Source organism: Streptomyces sp. NPDC043853 (assembly GCF_056436025.1).
In genome coordinates, this window is the sequence record NZ_JBWKDJ010000009.1 from 238,235 (window position 1) to 262,795 (window position 24,561).

A 24,561-nucleotide genomic window follows, 5' to 3' on the forward strand; every position below is an offset into this window, starting at 1 on the left:
CGGGTACACCGGCCGGGTCGGGCGTACCCGGGCTCAGCGGAGGGCGTCCGCCACTTCGCGGGCCGCGTCGACCACGCGCGGGCCGACCCGCTCGGGTACGGCGTCGGCCAGCATGACCACGCCGACGCTGCCTTCGAGTCCGGTGATGCCGAGCAGCGGGGCGGCCGCCCCGCTGGCACCGGCTTCGAGTTCTCCGTGCGTGAGGGTGTACCCGGGCTCGGTGAGCCCACCCTGCCTGGCGGCCAGGATGGCTCGGCCCGCGGCTCCGCGGTCGAGGGGGTGGCGGAACCCGGCCCGGTACGCGACGTGGTAGTCGGTCCAGGTCGGCTCGACGACGGCCACGGCGAGTGCCTCCGTGCCGTCGACGAGGGTGAGATGGGCCGTGGCACCTATGTCCTCGGCGAGTGATCTCAGCACCGGCAGTGCCGCCTCGCGTACCAGCGGGTGGACCTGACGGCCCAGCCTCAGTACGCCCAGACCCACCCGGGCCCGGCCGCCGAGGTCACGGCGGACCAGGGCGTGCTGCTCCAGGGTGGCGAGCAGGCGGTAGACGACGGTCCGGTTGACCCCGAGGCGGTTCGAGAGCTCGGTGACGGTCAGACCGTGATCGGTATCGGCGAGCAGTTTGAGGACTCTCAGTCCTCTGTCGAGAGTTTGGGAGGTTTCCGCGGTCACGACGCCTCTCCCTCTTCTGGTGAGCGGCGGTGAACTCTCACGGGCGGAGGCGGCACCGGTCCCATCGGCGACGCACGGAGAGGCCGCCGGGTAGGCCACATGGCACCGGCATGCGCTCCCGCGGCGGCGCTGCCACGGGGCGTATCGATGCGGGGACAGTAGCGAGCGCGTCCCGCTCAGCGGAAGGGCTCGTCCAGAATCCGGGCGCGGAATCCCCGTATGTGCGTTTTGGGGCACGGCCGTTGTACCGATTCGTAACCTCGATTGCCACAGACGGCTTTTCCCGTCACACGGCTCGGATGGGGCTCGAAAGTGTGGGGGAGAGAGCCCGGAACCGAAAGTTCCGATCGGTGTCGGCGGCCGGCCGCAGGCCCGCCCCCCGATCCCCCAGGGCGGGTTCCTGTCGACACCGACGAGACCGGCGGACGCCGGATTCGTAGGAAGTTCACCGCCCGGTGCGCGGCGGGGCACCGACACGGTTGGTGGGATGCGCCCAGGCCGGTGCCACACCGCGCCCGGGCCGGTCGTGCGATGCGCTCAAGACGGGACGCGATGCGCTCAGCGCATCCGGGTGGCCCACTCCTGGACCTTCTTGATCCGCTCCCGCAGCTGCCCCGCGGTCGCCTCCGCGCTCGGCGGCCCCCCGCACACCCGCCGCAGCTCGGTGTGGATCACGCCGTGCGGCTTGCCGCTCTGGTGGACGTACGCGCCGACCATCGTGTTCAGCGACTTCCGCAGCTCCAGCAGCTCCTTGTGCGAGACCACCGGCCGCCGCTCGGCCGGCAGCTCCAGCAGGTCCGCCTCGGCGTCCGGCTTCTTCCGGCTGTGCGCGATCTGCCGGGCCTGGCGCTTCTGCAGCAGCATCTGCACCTGGTCCGGTTCGAGCAGGCCCGGGATGCCCAGGTAGTCCTGCTCCTCCTCGCTGCCCGGGTGGGCCTGCATGCCGAACTCGGCACTGTTGAACAGCACCCGGTCGAAGACGGCGTCGGACTCCAGCGCCTCGAAGGGCAGCATGTCCTGCTCGCCGGTGTCCTCGTCCTCCTGCCGGTTCGCCTCCTCCATCTCCTTCTCGGACTCGGCGTACGGGTCCTCGTCCTCGCCCGCCTTCTTCGGCTTGTCGAGGACGTGGTCGCGTTCGACCTCCATCTCGTTCGCGAAGCCGAGGAGGTAGGGGATGGTCGGCAGGAACACGGACGCGGTCTCGCCGCGCCTGCGCGAGCGCACGAAACGGCCGACGGCCTGCGCGAAAAACAGCGGGGTGGAGATCGTCGTCGCGTACACGCCGACCGCGAGCCGGGGCACGTCGACGCCCTCGGACACCATGCGGACCGCGACCATCCAGCGGTCGTCGTTCGCGCTGAAGTCGTCGATCTTCTTCGAGGCCCCCGCGTCGTCCGAGAGGACGACCGTGGCCTTGCTGCCGGTGATCTCCCGGATCAGCTTCGCGTAGGACCGCGCCGAGTCCTGGTCGGAGGCGATCACCAGGCCACCCGCGTCCGGGATGCCCTTGCGGACCTCGGTGAGCCGGGTGTCGGCGGCGCGCAGCACGTTCGGCATCCAGTCGCCGCGCGGGTCCAGGGCGGTGCGCCAGGCCTGGCTGATGGCGTCCTTGGTCATCGGCTCGCCGAGCTTGGCGGCGATCTCGTCGCCGGCCTTGGTGCGCCAGCGCATGTTGCCGCTGTAGGAGAGGAAGATGACCGGGCGGACGACGCCGTCGCCGAGGGCGTTGCCGTAGCCGTAGGTGTAGTCGGCGGAGGACCGCCGGATCCCGTCGTTCCCCTCTTCGTAGGTGACGAAGGGAATGGGGTTGGTGTCGGACCGGAAGGGGGTTCCGGTCAGGGCCAGGCGGCGGGTGGCCGGGTCGAAGGCCTCCAGGCACGCCTCACCCCAGCTCTTGCTGTCGCCGGCGTGGTGGATCTCGTCGAGGATGACCAGCGTCTTCCGCTGCTCGCAGCGGTTCCGGTGCAGCATCGGGCGGACGCCCACGCCGGCGTAGGTGACGGCGACGCCGTGGTACTCGCGGCTCAGCGGGCCGGCCGAGTACTCCGGGTCGAGCCGGATGCCTATCCGGCTCGCGGCCTCCGCCCACTGCTTCTTGAGGTGCTCGGTCGGGGCGACCACGGTCACCTGCTGCACGACGTGGTGGTGCAGCAGCCACGAGGCGAGGGTCAGGGCGAAGGTGGTCTTGCCGGCGCCGGGGGTGGCCACCGCCAGGAAGTCGCGCGGCTGGGTCTGGATGTACTTGTCCAGCGCTCCCTGCTGCCAGGCACGCAGCTTGCCGGCGGTGCCCCAGGGGGCGCGGCCGGGGAAGGCGGGTGAGAGGTGGTGGGAGGCGGTAGTAGTCACGGTCTCCGGTTCGGGCTCTCGACGGCGATCGGATGTCGTACGTAGGACAACCGGGCCACCCTACCGGGGCGGGCCCGCCCCTGGCGGAGGGACAGGCCCGTGACCTCGGGACGTGCGGTGAGGGTCACACCGCCGCCGTTCGCTACCGCGCGAACCTCGGCAACTTCGTTGCGATCTTGGGCACATCGAGTGCGCCCTGACAGACGTCCAGAACGAACCGCTCGGCCTCGTCCACGTCGAAGTGCGTGTCCAGCGGATGTCCGTTCATATGCAGGAACACCCAGGTCGCATACCAGGCGATGCGCTTGTTCCCGTCGACGAGGCCGTAGTTCCGGGCCAGCGACTCCATCAGCGCCGCGGCCTTCTGCCACACGTCCGGGTAGGCGTCCTGCCCGAACACGCTCGACTGCGGACGGGCGAGCGCCGAGTCGAGCAGCCCGTAGTCGCGCACCTCACTGGTCCCGAGCCGCTCCGCCAGGTTGAGGAGCTCGGGCATGGTCAGGTACTGCATCAGGCGAGCCTCCGGTTCAGCTCCTCACTGACCTTCAGCACGTGCTCGGCGGCCTCGTTGAAGAGGCGCGAGTGTTCGTTTATGGCTCGGATCACCGCATCGTGCGCGAAGGACTGCATGCTGCGACCCTCCGCCTCGGCGCGCTCGCGCAGGGAGTCCAGCTCTGCCTCGGTAAACCTCACGTTCAGACCAGCCATGAAGCAACGGTACCGCGCGGTACCACGCGGTGTCAGCCCACTTCCCCCGGGAGGGGGGCCGCTGAGGCCGGCTCCGGTGCGTGCAGGCGGGTCGAGACCCAGGCGCCCAGCAGGGCCACCGCGGCCATCGGGAGGAAGACCACCACGAACGCGCCGGGGTGCGAGGCGGCACCGGCGGCCGCGTCGCCGACGGCGCTGTGGGCCGCGCCGACCGTACCGCCGCCGAGGGCGGCGAAGGCCGCGCCGCCGGAGGCCAGCAGGACCACGTTGGCGAGGGCGTCCGAGATCTGGAGGGCCGCGGAATTGTTGCCGACCTCCTCCGGCGGCGACAGCTTCAGCAGCAGCACGCTGGTGGAACCTATGACCAGGCCCATGCCCAGGCAGCCGACCGCCCAGGCCAGGGTGAGGCTCCACACCGGCACCGACTCGATCAGCACGGTGGGTGCCGCGGCGATGGCGAAGGCCACCATCACCATGCCCAGCACCATCAGCCGCTCCCGGTACGGCTGGACCCGCGCCTTGGACTGGATCGCCGACCCGCCCGCCCAGGTCAGCCCGCCGAGCGCCAGCGCGAACCCGGCCAGGGTGGGGCTGAGCCCCCGCTGGGTGACCAGCATCAGCGGGACGAAACTCTCGGCCGAGATGAAGGCTCCCATCGCGAGCCCGCGCAGCAGCACCACGGACGGCAGACCGCGCCGCGCCAGATAGGTGCCGCGGGGCAGCAGGCCGCGTACGGCGGGCACCAGCAGGGCGGCGCCCGCGAGACCCGGCAGGAGGGAGAGCCAGCGCAGGTCCTGGGCGGCGTACTGGAGCAGGCCGGCGCCGACCGAGATGCCCAGCGCGAGCCGGATCCGCCGCATGTCGAAGGGGGCGGCCGCGGCGGCGTCCACCGGGCCGGACGCGGCCCGGCGGATGGCGGGCAGCGCGACGGCCAGCGGGATGACCACCAGCACCGGGATCCCCAGGAACACCCAGCGCCAGCCGAGGTGCTCGGTGACGGTGCCGGAGGCGAGCGGGCCGACGATCGAGGGCACCACCCAGCTGGCGGCGAAGGCCGCCATGATCGCCGGGCGCAGCCGTTCGTCGTAGGCGCGGCTGACGACCACGTAGAGCGCGACGATGACCAGGCCGCCGCCGAGACCCTGCACGGCGCGGCCGATCACGAAGAGCCACATGGCCCCGGCGGTTCCGGCCAGCACCAGGCCGGCGGCGAACGAGGCGATGCCGAGGGTCAGCGGCCGCAGCGGGCCGTCCCGGTCGCTCCACTGGCCGGACAGCACCATGCCGAAGAGGCTGGTGGTGAAGTACGCGGAGAAGGCGAAGGCGTAGAGCGCCATCCCGTCCAGCTCACGGCCGGCGACCGGCATGGCGGTGCCCACGGCGGTGGCCTCGAAGGCGATCAGGAAGATCACGCTGATCATGCCGATGCTGAGCGTCCGGTGCGCGGGCCCGAGGACACCGCCACCGCCGTCATCGGTACCGCCGCCGTCGGCCGGCTTGGGCGGGGACGGTCTCGGGGTGCTGTCGGCCGTGTCGTCGTCGGCACGGGGTTCGAGGGCGCTCATCGCATCAGCGTAAGGGTCGTAGCCGAGTGTTGTCCCTGTCATTTCGGCGGATCCCGGGTCCGCCGGGGGGCCTAGGACCATCGCCGGACGGCCTTCCCGTGGCCTTGGGCGAAGCCCTCCGCTGCGCCGTTTGTGAACGCGGCATGGCGGTCCCGTTGCAGGGGCCGGGTTCCCCTTCCGGCCCGCGCACGGCCCGCCGTACGGTCGTGTTCAGCAAGAGCGCACGGCCGTGTGCCCGAGTGGCCCAGGGACTCGCCTGCAAAGCGGGGTACGCGGGTTCAATTCCCGCCACGGCCTCGGAGAAGTGCCGAAGGCCGCCCGGAATTCTTTCCGGGCGGCCTTCGGCTGTCTGTGAGCGGCCGGGTCAGCGGTTCCTGGCGCGTACGGCGACGGCCGTCACGGCTCCGCCGATGAGCACGGCGGCACCGATCCCGAGGGCGATCCAGAGTGTGCTGCTGCCACCGTCGTCGGCCTTGTCGGCAGCCTGCGGAGCGGGAGCGGGTGCCGCAGAGCCCCCGGTGGACGGCGCGGCCTCACCGGACCCGGAGGAGCCGGGCGCGGGCGAAGCGGCCGCGGCGAGGTCGGGCAGCGGCCACTTGTCGGCGGGGCCCGGGTCACCGGGGTTGCTCAGCGCGATGCGCGGCCGGACCACGCCGTAGCCGATGTGGTTGTTCCGCTCGACGCCGTCGCGGGGCTTGCCGGCGGTGTTGAGCATGACCCGGAGGACCTGGTTGTTGGTCCAGTCGGGGTGGGCGGCCCAGATGAGCGCGGCGGAGGCGGAAGCGAGGGCAGTGGCGTCACTGGTGCCGTGCTTCTTACAAACCCCCGTCTTACCATCGCAAGCTGCGACGATGTCCATCCCTGGCGCGGCAAGGTCGACCTGAGGCCCCTTCTGGGACTCCGCGGTCGCATCGCCCTGGCGGTCGATGGCCCCCACCCCGACCGCGCCGGGCGAGCCAGCGGGGTACAAGACCTGGTTCCGACCCTGACCGTCGTTACCCACGCCCGCAAACACCAGCTTGCCCTTGGACACCGCGTACTTCACAGCTTCGGCACGGGCAGGATCATCCGCTCCCCCGCCCGTGGCCATCGAGATGTTGATGATCTTGGCGTCGGAATCAGCGGCGTACCTGATGGCCGCTGTCCACGTTGGTTCCGCCGTATCCACCGTGTCCTTGACACGGATCGGGAGGATCTTGGCTCCTGGGGCCAGGCCGAACGCTCCGTCCCCGGACGGGTGCTTACCTGTCCCAGCGATCATCGCTGCGATCGCAGTGCCATGGTTGTCGTAGTCGGCTCGCTCGTCGCCCTTGGCGTTAGTAGCCAAATTCTTACCGGGCAGAACCTGGCCCTCTAGTTCAGGCACCCGGCCAACACCGGTATCGATCACTGCGACGGTGATCCCTTTACCAGTGCTGGCCTTCCACATCTCGTCGGCCTTCATGGAGTCGAGATGCCATTGCTGCCTCCTGATGCTGTCCGCATGGGCCGGAGTCGCGGCGACTCCGGCCAGCAGCAGGCCCATCAGGACAGACGTTGCCTTACGCATGCGCATCCCGTGCAGTGTCCGTTCCCTCAGTCGATTACCGGCGGGCCAACACGGCGGTTGTCCTGCCACGTCTCTTCGTCCTCGACCAGGTAGTCGGGGCGCTCGCCGTTCTGCTCATCCCGGCGGATGCCACGCGGTTGTGCACCCACAGCACCAACCGGACCAGCACCCTGGCTGCCCCGAACCAGGCCGGAGCCGCCCTGGGTGAACGGCTGACCAGGCGTACCGGTCGCCGAGCGCCCGCCGATCACTCCCCCGGACTCACGGGCCAGCCGACGCCCGGATCCGGACGTGCCCTGAGCGGGCGCCCCGCCGGCGAAGCCGCCTCCCGCGCCAGGACCGTAACCGGGAGTCCCTGGACGACCAGCCTGGCTGACGGGACCCTCACCAATGACCGTGCCGCGCGGAATGCTGGTGCTCGGGCCGGTTCGATTCACCTGGCGGCCGCCCGAGATGCCGTTATCCCTCGGCGCGAGTTCGGGCATCCCGGGGATCTTGCCAAGCGGGGACTCGAGCCTGGGCAGTCCGGGCGCAAGCGGACCGGTCGGGTTCACCGGCGCACGACCGAGCGGCCCCGGACCACTCGGAACGGCCTTGCTCACCGGCGGCGGCCCGCCGATCGGCGGGATCCCCACCGGCGGGACCATGCCGACCGGCGGCGGACCACCCGGGACCTGCGGCAGGTTCGGAGTCGGCGCGGTGGGCGTGACCTGCGTCGGAGGAGGCAGCGTCCCCACGGTGTCGAGGTCCGTGTCCACGTCCCGGTCGGGCGGAACCACGGGGGCAGGCCCCTCCGGAGTAGGACGTACCGGCTGGACCGGCGTCGTGGGGTCCGGGTTCGTCGGCTGATGACCCTCGATCAAGCCAGGTGTGTCGCCACTAGGGTCACTGTTAGGCGTGGACCGAGTCGTCTCACGAGGAGCGTAGCCAGGCTCGGTCGATCCGGTGGACCGGCTGACATCAACCCCACCGCCATCGACGCCCTCGGGCACGAGCCGGCTCGGCGCCGGCGGAAACGTAGGAATCGGCGCCGCGTTGATCTGCGTGCTCGACTGCTCGTACGACTCCGCCAGCTTCTTCATCGCCTGCACCGCCTGCTGGCGGTCCCCCGACAGCTTGGCGTGGGCCTCCTGGCCGATCTTCGCCGCGTCCGGGTCGTTGCGGGCCTCGCGTGATGCCTCCAGGTTGTCGTACGCACCCTGGTCGTACTTCGGCATGTTGGCCTTGACCTCGGTGATGGTCTGCGCCGCGTTGACCATCCAGGTTCCGCCGGTCTTGCTGTACTCGCCGAGCCGCAGAGTGGCGTTGCCCAGGCCGTTGACCCAGTTCTGGAAGGCGTCCGCGGCCTCGCCCTCCCAGCTCTCGACCTTGTAGTTCTTGAGGTCGTTGCCGATCTTCGTGATCTCGATCTCGGCGTCCTTGAGGAGCTGGCCGCGCGACCTGACGGTCTCGGCGTCCACCGAGGCCAGCATCCCCAGCAGTTCCTTGTGCGAGTACGGCTCGAAGTCGGTCGCCATTACAGGTCACCCCCGGACGTGCTGGTGTCGTTGTTCGGCTGGGGGGACGATGCCGAAGGGTTGTTCGGTTCCGGCTTGTGCTGCGCCTGTGCGCCCGGGTCCCGCTTCGGGTCGTACTGCTCACGCGCCTGCTTCTGCAGGGAGCGCATACGCGCCTTGATGTCCTCGTCCATGTTCTCGTAGCCCACCCGCGACGCCTCGATGGCGATGGAGAGGGACTCGATCTGCTGGCCCAGCGCCTTCGAGAGGTTCTCCATCTGGCTGCGGACCTTGTCGTACGCCGTCTGCAGGTCGCCGGCCTCCGCGAAGCCCGTGCCGAGCTTGCCCTCGGCCAGGGTTCCGTTCTCGAACTTGCCGTGGTCGGCGTTCGATCCCTTCAGCTGGTCGAGCAGTGCGTCCACCCGCTTGCGGTAGTCGATCATCGACTGCTTCTCGACGAACAGGGCCTTGCCCTGCGCCGCCAGAAGCCCGTCGTTCACCAGCGACAGCATGCTGCCGCCCGGAATGAACGGAAGCACCGCCTCAATCGCGTCGTCCGCTGCCACGATGGCCTCCCCGTTTTCCCGTCTTTCCCCGTTGTGCGGCGTCGCCGCCGCGCCCCGTCCCCGTTCGCATACGTACGGACAACTCTAGCCAGCGGCGCCGACAGCCCCAACCCCGGGGTTGCACGTGCAATGCGGGTCACACGGTCAGGAGTTGGGCACTCCGCCCGTGGCCGCGACCGCCGCCGAGGGGCGGATCGGGAGCCGGTTCACCGGACGCCCGGTCGCCGCGCGCACCGCCGAGGCTACCGCCGCGGGCGCCGTCACCACAGGGACCGCGCTGGCCGCCTTGGCGCCGAACGACGCGACCACGTCCCGCTCTTCGACCAGTCTGACGATCCGTACGGCCGGGGCGTCGAGTGCGGTCGGCAGCGCATAGCCCGTCAGGTCGGGGTGGCGGATCAGGCCGGAGGCCGTGCGGAGGTTCTCGGTGAGGGCCGCTCCGACGCCCTGGGTGACGCCCGCCTCGATCCGGGCGGCCAGCTGGCGGGGGTTGAGCACGCGGCCGACGTCCTGGGCCACGGCCATCTCCACCACGCGCACGGAGCCCAGTTCGATGTCGACGTCGACCACCGCGCGGATCGCGCAGAACGCGAGGCCGACGAAGGCGTCGCCCTGTCCCTCGGCGTCCAGCGGCTCCGTGGGGTGCGGTCGGCACTGGGCGGTCGCCCAGAGCTCCTTGCCCTGCAGGGCCTCCGCCACCGAGGTGGAGAAGGCGCCGTCGTACGAGGTGACGCGGCCGTCCTTGATCTGCAGCAGCTCCGTGGACATGCCGAACTTGGCGGCCATCGGCTGCAGCAGCTGCGTGCGGACCATCTTCGCGGCTCGTTCCACCGCGCCGCCCGACACCCAGGTGTGGCGGCCGTGCGCCGACGCGCCGGCCGGCGGCTGGTCCGTGTCGACGGGTACCACGAACACCTCGTCGACGCCGAGGGTCTCCTGGACGATCTGGCGGGCCAGGGTGGTGAAGCCCTGGCCGGTCTCGACCGCGGCGCAGATGACCGTCGCGATGCCGTTCTGGACCTTCACGGTGGCGGTGGACACCTCGTCGGTGCCCTCCGCGCCGAGCATGTGGACCATGCCGACGCCGTAGCCCACGCCGCGCCGGACCGCGCCCGGTTCGCCCGCGCCCTCCGGTCCGCCCGGCAGCAGCCACTCCTCCTCCGGGGCGTCCTTCGGCAGCGAGGGCAGTTCGAAGTCACGGACCGCGCGCAGCAGTTCGGCGACGGGTGCCGGGCAGGTGACGGCCTGGCCGGTGGGCAGCGAGTCGCCGGTGGCCAGGACGTTGCGCAGGCGCAGTTCGGCGCCGTCCAGACCGAGCCGGTCGGCCAGCTTGTCCATCTGGCCCTCGTACGCGGCGCAGACCTGCATCGCACCCTCGCCTCGGACGTGCCCGGACAGCGGGTTGTTGGTGCGGACGGCCCAGCCCTCGACGAAGGCGTTCGGCACCACGTAGGGGCCGCAGGCGAACGCGACGGCCGCGGCGAGGGATTCGGCGGAGGAGTCGGCGTAGGCGCCGCCGTCCATCAGGATCTGCGCCTCGACCTTGACCAGCCGGCCCTCGGCGTCCGCGTGGTGGCGGTAGCGGAGCAGGGTGGGGTGCCGGTGGGCGTGGCCGAGGAAGGACTCCTCGCGGGTCGCGGCGAGCTTGACCGGGCAGCCGGTGCGCAACGCGAGCAGGCCGAGCGGGAGTTGGAAGCCGGAGTCCTCGCGGTCGGAGGTGGCGCCGGGGACGCCGGTGACGATGACCTTGACCCGCTCCGGTTCCAGGCCGAAGCAGGCGGCGGCGAGGTCGCGGTCGGTGTGCGGGTCGGTGGAGGCCGTGTAGATCTCGACGCCGCCGTCGGGGCGGGGCACGGCGAGGCCGGCCTCGGCGCCGATGGGGGCGGGGTCCTGGCGGCCGATCCGGTACAGACCCTCGACGACCACCTCGCCGGTGGCCTCGGGGTCGCCGTAGCGGAGCGGGATGTGCCGGATCAGGTTGCCGTCGGGGTGCAGCGGCGGCGCGCCGAAGGACTGCTCGGGGTCGGTGACCGCGTCGAGCAGCTCGTACTCGACGGTGATCGCGGCGGCGGCGAGGCGGGCGGCGTCCGGGTGGTCGGCGGCGACCGCGGCGATCGGCTCGCCGTGGTGGCGGACCACGTCGTGGGCGAAGACCGGGCGGTCGGCGATCCGCCGGCCGTGGGTGGCGGCGCCGGGGACGTCGGCCTGGGTGACCACGGCCCGTACGCCGGGCATCTGCGCGGCCGCGCTGGTGTCGATGGAGACGATCCGGGCGTGCGCGTGCGGGGAGCGGAGCACGGCCGCCCACAGCAGCCCCTCGGCCCACAGGTCCGCGGCGTACGGGAAGGTGCCCTCGGTCTTCGCTCGGGCGTCGGCGGGCGGGACGGAGGCCCCGAGTCCGCGCGGGGGTGCGTCCGCCGCGGGGCCGGCGCCCGCGGGCTGGGCGGTGACCGCGGCGGTCACGATGGCCGTTGCCGCGTCGCCGGCGGTCATGCGGTGCCTCCGTGCTGGTCGTACGGGCCGTACTGGTCGGGGTGGGGGCCGTGGTGGCCCATGTGCACGCCGCCCTCGCCGGGCGGGGCCTGGTGCGGGATGAGCGGCGCACCGGGGTAGTCGCCGGCCTGGGGCGCCTGGGCCGCGTGCGCGGCCTGTGCCGCCTGGGCTGCCTCGGCCGCTTCGGCCGCCGCTTCCGCCGCGGCGTCCCGTCCGGCGACCACCTCGCGGACGGCGTCCAGCACGCCGTGGTAGCCGGAGCAGCGGCAGAGGTTGCCGCACAGGGCCTGGCGGGTCTCCAGCTCGCTGGGGGCGTGGTTGCCCTCCAGCAGGTCGTGGATGGTCATGGCCATGCCCGGGATGCAGAAGCCGCACTGCACGGCGCCGGACCCGCACAGGGCCCGCTGGACGTCGGACAGCTCGCCGTGGCTGGCCAGGCCCTCGACCGTGCGGACCTCGGAGCCGGCGGCGGTGGCGGCGGGCACCAGGCAGGAGTTGACCAGGCGGCCGTCCACCTGCACGGCGCAGGCCCCGCACTCGCCCTGGGAGCAGCCGTCCTTGGCGCCGGCCAGGCCGAGGCGCTCGCGCAGCACGTAGAGCAGCGACTCGCCGATCCAGGCGGAGGTGACGGGCCGGTCGGCCCCGTTGACGCGCAGCACGTACGAGGCGAGCGGGTGCTCCTCGGTGTGCGTGGTGGCCGGGGCCTCGTGCGCGGCCCCGGCGTACTGCTCGCCCGGCAGGTGCGGTTCGGCGGCGGGGGGCGCGGACTGCGCGGGCTCCTCCGCGGGGGTGTCCGTGCCGCCGTCCGCCGGTACGGGCGCCCCGTCCTGGACGGCCGTGCCCTCGGCAGGTGTGTGCGTCGGCGCGGCTTCCGCGTGCTGCGGTCGTCCGGCGCCGTCGTGGCCGTGGCCGTGGCCGCGGGTGCCGTCGCCGGAGCCCGGCTCCGCGCCGTCGGGCAGGGCGACACCGTGCGCCGGAGTGCCGTCCGGTACCGCCTCGGCCTCGGCCGGGATGCCCTCGGCCGGGGCCGTCCCGTGCCCGAGCGTGCCCCCGTGCGCGGGGCCGTCCTCGTAGGCGGGGCCGTCCTCGTAGGCGGGGCCGTCCTCGTAGGCGGGGCCGTCCTCGTACGCCGGGCCGTCCCCGTACGCCGGGCCGTCCCCGTACGCGGCGGTGCCGTCGTGGAAGGCGGCGCCGTGCCCGAGCGTGCCGCCCGGGACGGCCACGCCGTGCGCCGGGGTGCCGTCCGGCAGTTCCGCGCCCTCCGCCGCAGCTCCGTCCGGGAGGGTCATGCCGTGGCCGAGGGTCCCGTCCGGGAAGACCATGCCGTGGCCGAGGGTGCCGTCCGGGAAGGCGGTGCCGTGCGCCGGCGTGCCGTCGGGGAAGACCATGCCGTGGCCCAGGGTGCCGCCCTGCGCGTACGGCGGCAGGGCCGGACCGTCCGCGGGTCCCCGGTCGCCGGACGCGGCGGGGCCGGGCAGGGGCACGCCCTCGGGCGGGGTGTGTCCGGCGGCCGCGTAGGGGTCCACGTCCAGATCCACGTCGGGGTCCACGTCCGGGGCCGCGACCACGGCCGTCGGCACGTACGCGTGGGCGCCGGTGACTCCGGGCAGGGGCACGCCCTCGGCCGGCGTGTGGGTGTACCCGTACGCGGCGTACGGGTCCCGCCCGTCCGCGGCGGGCGCGCCGGGCGTGGCTGCGGCCTCCTCCGCGTACGGGTGGCCGGCCGGTGCGTGCGCGTCCCGGCCGCGCGCGGCCGGTCCGGTGTCGTGGCGGTCGGACGGGGCCGGGCCGTGGGCCGCCTCCACGTCCGGGGCGGCGTGCACCGGCTCGCCCTCCGGGAGGGTGCCGACGCCGGGGCCGCCCAGCAGGCGCCCGCGCACCTGTCCGGCGGGCGCGGCGGGTGCGTAGGCCCGTACGCCGTCGAAGTCCGGCTGCGGCTCGGCCGCCCAGGGCGCCGCGGCTCCGCCCGGCAGGGTCGTCGGAGCCTGGCTCCAGTCCGCCGCCGGAGAGGGCCACTGGCCGGTCTCGGCGCCGGTGCCCGCGGCCGGCTCCCCGGCGGGATGCGCGTCCGGGAAGCGCCACTCGGCGGTGGCCCCCGGGTCCGGGTCCCCGCCCGCCCCGGCAACGGGAGCGGGGGCGACCGGGGCGGCGACGGGAACGGACACCACGGGAGCGGCGGGGCCGGCGGCGGCCGGCTCCGGCCACTGCGTGGGAAGCGTCCAGGTCCCCGTGGCCGACGCCGGGTCCGTGCTGACGGCCGGCCCGGTCGGCTCCACCGGCATCGGCGGGACCGCGATCACCGGCGGCACGATCACCGGCGGCACGTAGCCGTGCCCCGGTGCCGCCAGCGGCTCGCCGGTACCCGAGCCGCCCAGCATCTCCTCCGGCAGCTGCACGAACGCCGTCGCGTCGGAGTCGTACTCACCGCCCTGCGGGACGGGCTCCCAACCCCAGCCCGGTCCCCCGTTCCCCTGACTCACGTGCCCGTTCCCGTTCCCGTCCGCGTTGCCGTTCCCGCTCATGAGCTCAGCGCCCTCCCCAGGGCCCTGCGTGCCAGCACCGACACCGTCCGCCGCAGTTGCAGGACCCCTGCCGGGACCGGGTCGCCCTGGTCGGGCACGCAGGCCGCCCCGACGTAGTCGCCGAACGCCTCCAGTGCCTCCGGCGCGAGCGTCCGCTCCCCGTCCCAGTCGATCAGCGAGGCCACCCACTGCTCGGCCTCCAGCGGCCGCAGCGGCATCGGCGCCACCGCGCCCACCGCGATCCGCACCCCGCGCCGGGCCGGGTCGAGCACCAGGCCCACCGACGCGATCGCGCGCCCCGGCCCGGTCCGGCCGGTGGCTTTGAGGAACACCTGCGGGGCGTGCAGCAGCGGTACCCGCACATGGCCGATGAGCTCGCCGGTCCGCAGCATCTCGCGGCCCGCGAGCAGGTGGGAGACCGGGATCTCGCGGCGGGCGCCGCCCGGCCCGGCGATGACCAGCACGGCTTCCAGCGCGGCCAGCACCGGCAGGGAGTCCCCGGTGGGCGCGGCCGTCACGATGTTGCCGCCGAGCGTGCCCGCGTTGCGGATCTGCGGCGGGCCGGCCGCGCGCGCGGCCGCGGCCAGCGCCGGGATCAGCGCGGCGAAGTCGGGGCGGCCCATGCGGGCGTGCGTGAGGCCGGCGCCGAGCAGCGCGTGCCCGTCCTGGTACTGCCAGCCGCGGATCTCGTTGATCCGCCCGAGGCCGACCAGTCCGGCGGGGCGCAGCAGCCCGGCGTTGACGGCCGCCATCAGATCGGTGCCGCCCGCGACCGGCACGGCCGCGGGCATGGCTGCGAGAGCGTCCACGGCTTCGTCGAGCGAGCCGGGCAGCATGACGGACTGCGTCACCGGCTGCGCCGCCTGCGGTGCGTGAGTGGTCAACCCAGCTGCCCCTTCCCGATGTCCCGGCGCTCACGGCTGTTGCGCCGTACGGTACGTGCTCACTGCCGGGACGTGGCAACTCTGGCACATCTTCCCCACCGCTCCGGCGCGAGGGTGGCCCGGGCGCCCCCTGGAGGCCCCGGCTCCGGCCGGTCCCGCACCACGACGGAAGAAAGGTCCCTTTTCTGCGGCTTTCCTTCATCGGGGTCAGGCGGGCGGGGAGGAGGCGGGAAGGGGATTGGTTGCCGGAGTCACACGATCGGGGGCGGCCCTTCGACCGGGCGTCCGAGCACTCCCGGCCGCCGCTGCCACGGCAGCGGCCCCTCCGGGCGCCGGTGGTCCACCCCCATCGCGTCCAGCCGCGCGCGGTGCGCCACCGTGCGCCGCTCGAATCCGGCCCAGTCCCGGAGGGCCGGCTCCGGCAGCGCCGACCACACCGTCTCGGCGAAGGCGGCGAGTCGCGGGAACACCTGGTAGTCCACCCGGCTCTGGTTCTCCGTCACCTCGGTCCACATGTTGGCCTGCGCGCCCAGCACCCGGACCGCCGCCCCCTCCGACAAGCCGGGTGGAACCGGATCGAACCGGTACACGTCCTCCAGGGTGCGCACGTACCCGATCGGCACCGGCTCGTCCGCGCCGCCGTCCTGACGGTGGTCCAGGTACACCTGCTGCTCGGGGCACATCACCACGTCGTGGCCGGCCTCGGCCGCCGCGATGCCGCCCGCGTACCCGCGCCAGGAGGACACCGCGGCTCCCTCCGCGAGTCCGCCCTCCAGGATCTCGTCCCAGCCGATGAGGCGGCGGCCGCGGTCGGCCAGCCAGCGGTCGAAGTGCCGGATGAACCAGGACTGGAGGCCGTCCTCGCCGTCCACGCCCAGCTCGCGGATCCGCTCCTGCGCGGCCGGGGACCGCCGCCACTGCGTCTTGGGGCATTCGTCGCCGCCCACGTGCACGAACGGCGAGACCTCCGCCGGGAACAGCTCCAGCAGCTCCTCGAAGACGCCCTCGTAGAAGCGCAGTACGGCCTCGGTCGGAGCGAGCACGTGCTCGCTGATGCCCCAGTCGTCCCACACCGCCGGCGCGGCGGTGCCGGTCACGTCGGTGTTGCCCAGTTCCGGGTAGGCGGCGATCGCGGCCTGCGAATGCCCGGGGATGTCGATCTCGGGCACCACCCGGATGTGCCGGGCGGCGGCGTAGGCGACGATCTCGCGGATGTCGTCCTGGGTGTAGAAGCCACCGTGCGGGGTCTCGTTCCACAGCGGTGAGGCCCGGTGGCCCAGGCGGCTGCGCGGCCGCCACGCGCCGACGGCGGTCAGCCGGGGGTGGCGCCGGATCTCGACCCGCCAGCCCTGGTCGTCCGTCAGGTGCAGGTGCAGCACGTTCAGCTTGTGCGCGGCGAGCAGGTCCAGATAGCGCAGCACCCCGTCCTTGGGCGTGAAGTGCCGGGCCACGTCGAGCATCATCCCGCGCCAGCCGAAGCGCGGGCCGTCCAGGACGTCACCGGCCGGGAGGGTCCAGGTCCGGCGGTCCCGGCGCAGCGGCGCCTTCCGGTACGCGTCGGGCCCCAGCAGCTGACGGAAGGTCTGGGCGGCCCAGAACAGCCCGGCCGGATCGGCGCCTTCCAGCAGCACCCCGCGGTCTCCCACGTGGACCTCGTGCCACTCCGGGCCGAGCTTCTCCGCGAGGTCGGCGCGCAGCGCCAGCCTGACCTCCTGCCGTGCGCCCTCCCCCGCCCCGCCGGGCCGTGGCTCCGCCTCGGCCGGGGACGGCAGGGCCCAGCCCGTGGCCGCGCCGATCTCGCGGCGGAGCCAGGCGGCCGTGGACACGGTGCCGGGGCCGGCGACGAGCAGCGGATCGGCGAGTCCGACCAGCCGCGTGCCGCCGTCCGCGAACCGCGCGTACCGGGGTGCGGGAATCAGGTCCATGAGCGGGCAGCCCTTCGCGACGGGGTCGAGGCACGCCGCGCGAGGTGACCGGCGGCGCGCGGACGCGGTCCCGACCCTAGGGCCAGTCCGGCGGATCCGGCTCGGATCCGCCGGGCCGGGCGGCACGGCCCCGGCCATGATCCGCCGGACCCGCCCGGTGCGCGGCCCCGGAGCTGCGAAGGCCCCCGGCTGACGCGATCGCGCACACCGGGGGCCTCGGTCCCGCCTGACGCGGGCGCAGGTCCGTGGAGGGCCGGCCGGACTACTTGTCCTTGCCGCCCTTGTCCTTGTCCCCGCCCGGGCCCATGGACTCGTAGATCTCCTTGCAGAGCGGGCAGACCGGGTACTTCTTCGGGTCGCGACCCGGCACCCAGACCTTGCCGCACAGCGCCACGACGGGGGTCCCGTCGAGGGCGCTCGCCATGATCTTGTCCTTCTGGACGTAGTGGGCGTAGCGCTCGTGGTCGCCGTCGCCGTGGGAGACCTGCGGCGTCGGCTCTACGAGGGTCCCGGTGCCGGTCCCGCGGTCGGGCTCAAGAGTGCTCATGAATCCCAGGGTACCGACCCGCGCCGGACTCAGTTCAGCGACGGGTCGTCCGGGTAGGTGGCGACCATCGCGAGTTCGCTGCGCTGGCGGCGCAGCACCGCCCGCCACAACCGTTCGGGGTCGGGAAAGGAGATGTCGCCCGGCTCGGACTCCACCACGTACCAGGCGCCGTCGCTCAGCTCGTCCTCCAGCTGGCCGGGGCCCCAGCCGGAGTACCCGGCGAAGATCCGCAGGCAGCCCAGGGCTCCGGAGAGCAGTTCCGGCGGGGCCTCCAGGTCGACCAGGCCGATCGCGCCGTGCACGCGTCTCCAGCCGATCGGGCCCTCCTCGCCCGGGATGACCGCGACGCCGAGGGCGGAGTCGAGGGCGACCGGGCCGCCCTGGAAGACCACGCCCGGGTCGCCGGCCAGCGCCGCCCACGGCAGCAGGATGTCGCCGACGCCCACCGGGGTCGGGCGGTTGAGGACCACACCGAGCGAACCCTGCTCGTCGTGGTCGAGCAGCAGCACCACCGCGCGGTCGAAGTTCGGGTCCGCGAGCGCGGGTGTGGCGACGAGCAGCCGCCCGGTCAGGGAGGACACCTCGGTCATGCGGCCATGATCCCCCATGTTCGCCGTTCTGGGGGAGTCGGAGCGCGATGGCCCTCGCGGGCGGACGCGGGCGCACGGCAGCAGCGGGAGGCGCGCGCCGGGCGTGCGAACGGGTGACGCGTGACAAAGGTGGCGGAACGCAACCCTCCGCCATTTCACCGGCACGGAGGGTGGTGTGGCGAATCCATGACAGTCCTATGGCCGCGTCACCCTTACGAACAGGGGGGTTTCGCCCCTTACCCTTACCTCTGATCCCCTGCCCCTCGTCTCCCTGGCTCGTCCGGGGGGCCCATCGGAACGCGAGATTCATGACCGGCACTGACAGTCACGACGTACTGCTCGTCCACGGCGGTACCCCGCTCGAGGGCGAGATCCGTGTCCGCGGCGCGAAGAACCTCGTGCCGAAGGCCATGGTCGCCGCCCTGCTCGGCAGCGAACCCAGTCGGCTGCGCAACGTTCCGGACATCCGTGACGTGCGGGTCGTCCGCGGTCTGCTGCAGCTGCACGGTGTGACGGTCCGCCCCGGCGAGGAGCCGGGCGAGCTGGTGCTCGACCCCACCCACGTGGAGAGCGCGAACGTCGCCGACATCGACGCGCACGCGGGCTCCTCCCGCATCCCGATCCTGTTCTGCGGCCCCCTGCTGCACCGCCTCGGCCACGCCTTCATCCCGGGCCTCGGCGGCTGCGACATCGGCGGCCGGCCGATCGACTTCCACTTCGACGTGCTGCGGCAGTTCGGCGCGACCATCGAGAAGCGCGAGGGCGGCCAGTACCTGGAGGCCCCGCAGCGGCTGCGCGGAACCAAGATCCGCCTGCCGTACCCGTCGGTGGGCGCGACCGAGCAGGTGCTGCTGACGGCGGTGCTCGCCGAGGGCGTCACCGAGCTGTCCAACGCGGCGGTCGAGCCGGAGATCGAGGACCTCATCTGCGTCCTGCAGAAGATGGGCGCGATCATCGGCGTGGACACCGACCGGACCATCCGGATCACCGGTGTCGACAAGCTCGGCGGCTACAACCACGCGGCGCTCCCGGACCGCCTGGAGGCCGCATCGTGGGCTTCCGCGGCCCTGGCGACCGGCGGCAACATCTACGTGCGCGGCGCCCAGCAGCGCTCGATGATGACCTTCCTGAACACCTACCGCAAGGTCGGCGGCGCCTTCGAGATCGACGACGACGGCATCCGCTTCTGGCACCCGGGCGGCCCGCTGAAGGCGATCGCGCTGGAGACGGACGTCGCCCCCGGCTTCCAGACCGACTGGCAGCAGCCGCTGGTCGTCGCCCTGACGCAGGCCACCGGCCTCTCCATCGTCCACGAGACGGTCTACGAGTCCCGGCTGGGCTTCACCGAGGCCCTCAACCAGATGGGTGCTCACATCCAGCTGTACCGCGAGTGCCTGGGCGGCTCGGCCTGCCGCTTCGGCCAGCGCAACTTCCTGCACTCCGCGGTCGTGTCCGGCCCCACCAAGCTGCAGGGCGCCGACCTGGTCATCCCCGACCTGCGCGGCGGCTTCTCGTACCTGATCGCGGCCCTGGCCGCCGAGGGCACCTCTCGGGTCCACGGCATCGACCTGATCAACCGCGGCTACGAGAACTTCATGGAAAAGCTGGTGGAACTCGGCGCGAAGGTCGAGCTCCCCGGCGGCGACCTGGTCTGACGACCTACCCGCAGCCACCCCCACAACACCCCACGATGGCCCCGAACCCCGGGGCCATCGTTGTCTCCGGAGCCACCCGCCGGCCCGCGGCCCGGACCGGCGACACCGGCACGCCGAAGGGCGGCCGCCCCGTCGGGGTGGCCGCCCTTTGCGGTACTACGTACTACTGGCCAGAGGCCAACAAGGACGAGACTTACTTGCCCTTGGCGGCTTCCTTGAGCTTGGAGCCCGCGGAGACCTTCACGCTGTAGCCGGCCGGGATCTGGATGGGGTCGCCGGTCTGCGGGTTGCGAGCGGTGCGAGCGGCACGGTGGGTGCGCTCGAAGGTCAGGAAGCCGGGGATGGTGACCTTCTCGTCGCCCTTGGCGACGACCTCACCGATGGTCTCGGCGAGAGCGGCCAGAACGGCGTCGGCGTCCTTGCGGGTCACCTCGGCGCGCTCGGACAGAGCGGCCACCAGCTCACTGCGGTTCATGTTGTACTCCCGTGTTCAACTTGCCTATGAGGCGTGCCACGCGGCAGAGCCGCATGTTTGGCACCAGCGAAGCCGATGCTGCCAGGGCCCTCGGACAGTCCCCGGACCCGGGTCTGCCGTCAGACCCTCGCGCCACAGTCACGCATCCTGCCCCCACCAGCGGCGGGAAAGCGAATCCGGCACCCGCCAGGGTCACACGAAAAGCGCCACAGTCACGCCGCCGTGACGCTCCGTCCGCACCAGTGGGAAGGCTCGGGGATGCGGACCGCTGACCTCGCGGGCATCGCCGCAACCCTAGAGGCGGGCCGTCGGCCCCGCATCCCGCGACGCGCCGGATCAGGCGGACGTGGGGCCCGTCACAGCGGCCGTGGCGGCCTTGCGGACGGCACCCGCGACCGCACCGGCCACCTTGTCGTTGAACACCGAAGGAATGATGTAGTTCGCGTTCAGCTCGTCCTCGCCGACCACGTCGGCCAGCGCGCTCGCCGCCGCCAGCATCATGTCCGTGTTGACCGTCCGGGACTGCGCGTCCAGCAGGCCGCGGAAGACGCCCGGGAAGACCAGCACGTTGTTGATCTGGTTCGGGAAGTCGGAGCGGCCGGTGGCCACGACGGCCGCCGTCTGGCGGGCGATGGCCGGGTCCACCTCGGGGTCGGGGTTCGCGAGCGCGAACACGATGGCGCCCTCGGCCATGGCCGCGACGTCCTCGCCGCCGAGCACGTTCGGAGCGGAGACGCCGATGAACACGTCGGCGCCGACCACGGCCTCCTTGAGCGTGCCGGTGTAGCCCTCGGGGTTGGTGTTCTCCGCGATCCAGCGCAGCGGTGAATCGGCGGCGGCGTCGACCAGGTCGGTGCGACCCGCGTGCACGACGCCGTGCACGTCGGCCACCACGGCGTTCTTCACACCGGCCGAGAGCAGCAGCTTCAGGATGGCCGTGCCGGCCGCGCCGGCACCGGACATGACGACCTTGACGTCGCCGATGGCCTTGCCCACCACGCGCAGGGCGTTGGTGAGGGCGGCCAGCACCACGATCGCGGTGCCGTGCTGGTCGTCGTGGAAGACGGGGATGTCCAGGGCCTCGCGGAGCCGCGCCTCGATCTCGAAGCAGCGGGGCGCGGAGATGTCCTCGAGGTTGATGCCGGCGAAGCCCGGGGCGATCGCCTTGACGATCGCGACGATCTCGTCGGAGTCCTGGGTGTCCAGGCAGATCGGCCAGGCGTCGATGCCGGCGAACCGCTTGAAGAGGGCCGCCTTGCCCTCCATGACCGGCAGCGCGGCCTTGGGGCCGATGTTGCCGAGGCCGAGCACGGCCGACCCGTCGGTAACGACTGCGACGGAGTTGCGCTTGATGGTGAGGCGGCGGGCGTCCTCGGGGTTCTCGGCGATCGCCATGCACACCCGGGCCACGCCCGGGGTGTAGATCATCGAGAGGTCGTCACGGTTGCGGATGGGGTGCTTGGCCGCCATCTCGATCTTGCCGCCGAGGTGCATCAGGAAGGTACGGTCCGAGACCTTGCCGAGCGCGACGCCCTCGATGCCGCGCAGCTTCTCGACGATCTCGTCGGCGTGCGCGGTCGAGGTGGCGGCGATGGTGACGTCGATACGGAGCTTCTCGTGGCCGGAAGCGGTCACGTCGAGACCGGTGACCGAACCGCCGGAGGATTCCACGGCGGTGGTGAGCTGGGACACCGCGGTTCCGCTCGCGGGCACCTCCAGCCGGACCGTCATCGAGTACGAGACGCTGGGCGCCGTTGCCATGACCGGTTTCCTCTGCTTTCCCTGTGTTCGCTGTAGACGGGTCCCGCCACGGCAGGTGGCAGGACCTGTTGTCCGATCGTCCCACCTACCCGCTGGTACCACGTAACCAGCCACAAATTTCGGAAAGACACTTCCACCATACGAGATAGCGGGGTGGCGTGAAAGGCCGGGGCCATACAAAAACAGGCAGACAAAACAGGTCCGCGCCCTCCGTGGCCGGAGGGCGCGGACCTGTAGGAAACACCAGCAGCTCTGCAGCTGACCGGATGAGTCAGTGGCACCGACCCGCCATGCTCGCCTCGCGGCAAGTGGTCGCTCTAAGCGACGAAGGTTGGGCCCGGGGGCTTGGATCGAGCCGGTGCCGTACCCAGGCTAACAAAGGATCGCGCGATGTGATCCCCCCTGGGCGCCTTGACCCGTTCTCGCCACGCTCCCGGCCGCGGGCCATCCGGCCCAGCACACGGCCCCGGGGGCCGCCGCGGTCAGTCGCGCAGCAGGGCCGGTACGCCGTCCTCCGGGGCGTCACGCCCGGTGGACACCACCGTCAGCTGCTGGGTGGCGCGGGTCAGCGCCACGTACAGCACCCGCAGGCCCGCCGGGGACTCCTCGGCGATCTCCGCCGGCGAGACCACCACCGTGGCGTCGTACTCCAGGCCCTTCGCCTCCAGGCTGCCGAGCGCGACGGCCCGCCCGCCCAGGTCGGCCAGCCACCGGGCGGCCTCCGCCCGGCGGTCCATGGCGACGACCACACCCACCGTGCCGTCCACCTGTTCCAGCAGCCGGCGGGTCTCCTCGCGGACGGTCTCCGCCAGGTCCGCGCCCTCGCCGACCGCGGTGAACCGGGGCCGCAGACCGGTGGAGCGGACCGCCGTCGGCGGCTCCATCCCGGGCATCGCCCGCTGCAGCACGGTGGCCGCCAGCTCGGCGATCTCCGCCGGGTTCCGGTAGTTCACGGTCAGCGTGAAGCGGCGGCGCGGGCGGCTGCCCAGCGCCTCGTCGCGGGCCGCGGCCGCCTCGTCCGGGTCCGTCCAGGAGGACTGCGCCGCGTCGCCGACCACCGTCCAGGTGCCGTGCCGGCCCCGCCGGCCCACCATCCGCCACTGCATCGGCGTCAGGTCCTGGGCCTCGTCGACGATCACGTGCGCGTAGTCGACCCGCTCCGCCGCCAGCCGCTCGGCCCGCTCCCGCTGGGTCTCCTCGCGCTGCGGCATCAGCTCCTCCAGCCCCGTGAGCTGGTCCAGCGGGTCGAGGTCACGCTTCTTCTTGGGCCGGGCCGGGGCGCCGAGCAGCATCTGCAGCTCGTCGAGCAGGGCCACGTCGTGCACGGACAGCTCGGTGCGGCGCAGCGAACGGGCCAGCTGCCGGGTCTCGCGCGGGTTCAGCACCCGCCGCGTCCAGCGGCCCAGCCGCCGCTCGTCGGCCATCGCGGCGAGCACCCCGCGCGGGGTCAGCTCGGGCCACCAGGCGTTGAGGAAGTCGATGAACACGTCCTCCGTCGAGATGTCCTCGTCGAAGGCGGCGCGCAGTTCGGCGGCCAGCTCGGGGTCGCTGTGCCGGGTCGCGCCGCCGGACTTCGCCCACAGCGCGTCCAGCAGCAGCCGGCGGGCCCGGGGCCGGAGCAGGTTGACCGGGGCGGTGCCGCCCAGCACGGCCTGCCGGATCCGGTCCAGGTCGGCCGGCTCCAGCTCCTGGCGCCGGCCGAAGGCGACCACCCGCAGGGTGTCGGGGGCCGGGCCGTTCGGCCCGCCGAGCTCCAGGGCGCCCCGGACGGCCTTGCGCAGCACCTTCAGCATGCGCGAGGAGCCCTTGACCCGGGCCACGGGCGGTTCGTCGTACGCCGTCGCCTCCGCGCCGTCGACCAGCGAGCCCAGCGCGCGGATCGCGACCTGGCCCTCCTCGCCGAGGGAGGGCAGCACGCCCTCGGTGTAGGCGACGAGCAGCGGGGTCGGGGAGACGATGAGGATGCCCCCGGCGTAGCGGCGGCGGTCCTGGTAGAGCAGGTAGGCGGCGCGGTGCAGGGCCACGGCCGTCTTTCCGGTGCCGGGTCCGCCGGACACCTCGGCCACGGAGGCGGCGGGGGCCCGGATGACGAGGTCCTGCTCCGCCTGGATGGAGGAGACGATGTCCCGCATGGTGTGGGTGCGGGCCCGGCCGAGGGCGGCCATCAGGGCGCCGTCGCCGATGGAGGGCAGCTCCTCGCCGTCGAGGAAGGCGGTCACCTCGGGGCGCATCAGGTCGTCCTCGACGCCGAGCACCTTGCGGCCCTTGGAGCGGATGACCCGGCGGCGGACGACGCGGCCGGGGTCCTTGGGGGTGGAGCGGTAGAACGGCGCGGCGGCGGGCGCGCGCCAGTCGATGACCAGCGGGGAGTAGTCGGCGTCGAGGACGCCGATCCGGCCGATGTGGAGGGTTTCGGCGATGTCGGCGGTCTGGTCCGCGCGGATGGCGTCCTCGGCCGGCGCGACGGAGGTGTACGCGCCGTCGGGCCCGCGCTCCCCGTCCTTGCCGAGCACCAGGTCGATCCGGCCGAAGAGGAAGTCCTCGAACTCGTTGTTGAGGCGGTTGAGGTGGATGCCGGCCCGGTAGACCTGGGCGTCGCGCTCGGCGAGCGCGCCCGGGGTCCCGACCTGGCCGCGCTTGGCCGCGTCGTTCATCAGGAACTCCGCCTCGTGGATCTTCTCCTCAAGGCGGCGGTACACCTGGTCCAGATGACTCTGTTCGACCGCGATCTCCCGATCGCGGAGGGACTCCGCCGTGCTGTCGACAGCGTCGACAGCGGCATCCTGCGCGGCCACCAAGGCCCC

Annotated in this window: 18 protein-coding genes and 1 tRNA gene; 2 read left to right on the top strand and 17 right to left on the bottom strand. The window is 72.8% G+C overall.

Annotated features, from left to right (window positions below; all coding sequences use genetic code 11):
* Window positions 1-33: 33 nt before the first annotated feature.
* The 5 genes from AC067U_RS24220 to AC067U_RS24240 all read right to left on the bottom strand — a co-directional run bounded on the left by AC067U_RS24220 (window position 34) and on the right by AC067U_RS24240 (window position 5,294).
* The gene (locus tag AC067U_RS24220; protein ID WP_478831842.1) at window positions 34-675 is read right to left on the bottom strand and encodes an IclR family transcriptional regulator; all 642 of its coding nucleotides are present in this window, start codon (window positions 673-675) and stop codon (window positions 34-36) included.
* Window positions 676-1,233: 558 nt separating this feature from the next.
* Window positions 1,234-3,021, bottom strand: coding sequence for a DEAD/DEAH box helicase (locus AC067U_RS24225; protein ID WP_478831843.1), 1,788 nt, complete (start codon window positions 3,019-3,021; stop codon window positions 1,234-1,236).
* Window positions 3,022-3,163: 142 nt separating this feature from the next.
* Complete coding sequence (locus AC067U_RS24230) at window positions 3,164-3,532, bottom strand: type II toxin-antitoxin system death-on-curing family toxin (RefSeq protein WP_478831844.1); 369 nt, start codon at window positions 3,530-3,532, stop codon at window positions 3,164-3,166.
* Window positions 3,532-3,729 carry an Arc family DNA-binding protein gene (locus AC067U_RS24235; protein ID WP_478831845.1) on the bottom strand — a complete coding sequence of 66 codons (198 nt, stop codon included), beginning with the start codon at window positions 3,727-3,729 and terminating at the stop codon, window positions 3,532-3,534. Before AC067U_RS24235 ends, AC067U_RS24230 begins: the two co-directional genes overlap by 1 nt.
* 32 nt (window positions 3,730-3,761) lie before the next feature.
* Window positions 3,762-5,294 carry an MFS transporter gene (locus AC067U_RS24240; protein ID WP_478831846.1) on the bottom strand — a complete coding sequence of 511 codons (1,533 nt, stop codon included), beginning with the start codon at window positions 5,292-5,294 and terminating at the stop codon, window positions 3,762-3,764.
* Window positions 5,295-5,519: 225 nt separating this feature from the next.
* Here AC067U_RS24240 and AC067U_RS24245 point away from each other — a divergent pair.
* Window positions 5,520-5,591 (top strand) — tRNA-Cys (locus AC067U_RS24245).
* 67 nt (window positions 5,592-5,658) lie between these two features.
* On the opposite strand, the gene mycP is transcribed toward AC067U_RS24245, so the two are convergent.
* The 9 genes from mycP to AC067U_RS24290 all read right to left on the bottom strand — a co-directional run bounded on the left by mycP (window position 5,659) and on the right by AC067U_RS24290 (window position 17,866).
* Window positions 5,659-6,849: a type VII secretion-associated serine protease mycosin gene (gene mycP / locus AC067U_RS24250; protein WP_478831847.1), complete on the bottom strand. Its 1,191-nt coding sequence runs from the start codon at window positions 6,847-6,849 to the stop codon at window positions 5,659-5,661.
* Window positions 6,850-6,869: 20 nt separating this feature from the next.
* The gene (locus AC067U_RS24255) at window positions 6,870-8,360 is read right to left on the bottom strand and encodes a WXG100 family type VII secretion target (RefSeq protein ID WP_478831848.1); all 1,491 of its coding nucleotides are present in this window, start codon (window positions 8,358-8,360) and stop codon (window positions 6,870-6,872) included.
* Window positions 8,360-8,905 (bottom strand): BAR domain-containing protein, encoded by a 546-nt coding sequence (locus AC067U_RS24260; protein WP_478831849.1) that lies wholly within the window; start codon window positions 8,903-8,905, stop codon window positions 8,360-8,362. The genes AC067U_RS24255 and AC067U_RS24260 overlap by 1 nt, the downstream gene beginning before the upstream one ends.
* A 144-nt stretch (window positions 8,906-9,049) precedes the next feature.
* Window positions 9,050-11,398 carry a xanthine dehydrogenase family protein molybdopterin-binding subunit gene (locus tag AC067U_RS24265; protein ID WP_478831850.1) on the bottom strand — a complete coding sequence of 783 codons (2,349 nt, stop codon included), beginning with the start codon at window positions 11,396-11,398 and terminating at the stop codon, window positions 9,050-9,052.
* Entirely contained in the window at window positions 11,395-13,878 is a 2,484-nt protein-coding gene (locus AC067U_RS24270; RefSeq protein ID WP_478831851.1) for a (2Fe-2S)-binding protein, read from the bottom strand. The genes AC067U_RS24265 and AC067U_RS24270 overlap by 4 nt, the downstream gene beginning before the upstream one ends.
* A 38-nt stretch (window positions 13,879-13,916) precedes the next feature.
* Window positions 13,917-14,804 (bottom strand): FAD binding domain-containing protein, encoded by an 888-nt coding sequence (locus AC067U_RS24275; RefSeq protein WP_478831852.1) that lies wholly within the window; start codon window positions 14,802-14,804, stop codon window positions 13,917-13,919.
* Window positions 14,805-15,055: 251 nt separating this feature from the next.
* A complete protein-coding gene (locus AC067U_RS24280; protein WP_478831853.1) occupies window positions 15,056-16,729 on the bottom strand; it encodes a beta-N-acetylhexosaminidase in 1,674 nt (557 codons plus the stop codon).
* 262 nt (window positions 16,730-16,991) lie between these two features.
* On the bottom strand, window positions 16,992-17,276 hold the full coding sequence (locus AC067U_RS24285) for a DUF3039 domain-containing protein (protein ID WP_478831854.1): 285 nt from the start codon (window positions 17,274-17,276) through the stop codon (window positions 16,992-16,994).
* Between the two features lie 29 nt (window positions 17,277-17,305).
* Complete coding sequence (locus tag AC067U_RS24290) at window positions 17,306-17,866, bottom strand: YqgE/AlgH family protein (RefSeq protein WP_478831855.1); 561 nt, start codon at window positions 17,864-17,866, stop codon at window positions 17,306-17,308.
* A 308-nt stretch (window positions 17,867-18,174) separates the two neighbouring features.
* On the opposite strand from AC067U_RS24290, the gene murA reads away from it, so the two are divergent.
* Window positions 18,175-19,521 (top strand): UDP-N-acetylglucosamine 1-carboxyvinyltransferase, encoded by a 1,347-nt coding sequence (gene murA / locus AC067U_RS24295; protein WP_478831856.1) that lies wholly within the window; start codon window positions 18,175-18,177, stop codon window positions 19,519-19,521.
* 193 nt (window positions 19,522-19,714) lie between these two features.
* Here murA and AC067U_RS24300 read toward each other — a convergent pair whose 3' ends face one another.
* The 3 genes from AC067U_RS24300 to AC067U_RS24310 form a co-directional block, all read right to left on the bottom strand.
* On the bottom strand, window positions 19,715-19,996 hold the full coding sequence (locus AC067U_RS24300; RefSeq protein WP_030875040.1) for an HU family DNA-binding protein: 282 nt from the start codon (window positions 19,994-19,996) through the stop codon (window positions 19,715-19,717).
* 336 nt (window positions 19,997-20,332) lie between these two features.
* A complete protein-coding gene (locus tag AC067U_RS24305) occupies window positions 20,333-21,757 on the bottom strand; it encodes an NAD-dependent malic enzyme (RefSeq protein WP_478831857.1) in 1,425 nt (474 codons plus the stop codon).
* A gap of 482 nt (window positions 21,758-22,239) precedes the next feature.
* Entirely contained in the window at window positions 22,240-24,552 is a 2,313-nt protein-coding gene (locus tag AC067U_RS24310; protein ID WP_478831858.1) for a HelD family protein, read from the bottom strand.
* Between the last annotated feature and the right edge of the window lie 9 nt (window positions 24,553-24,561).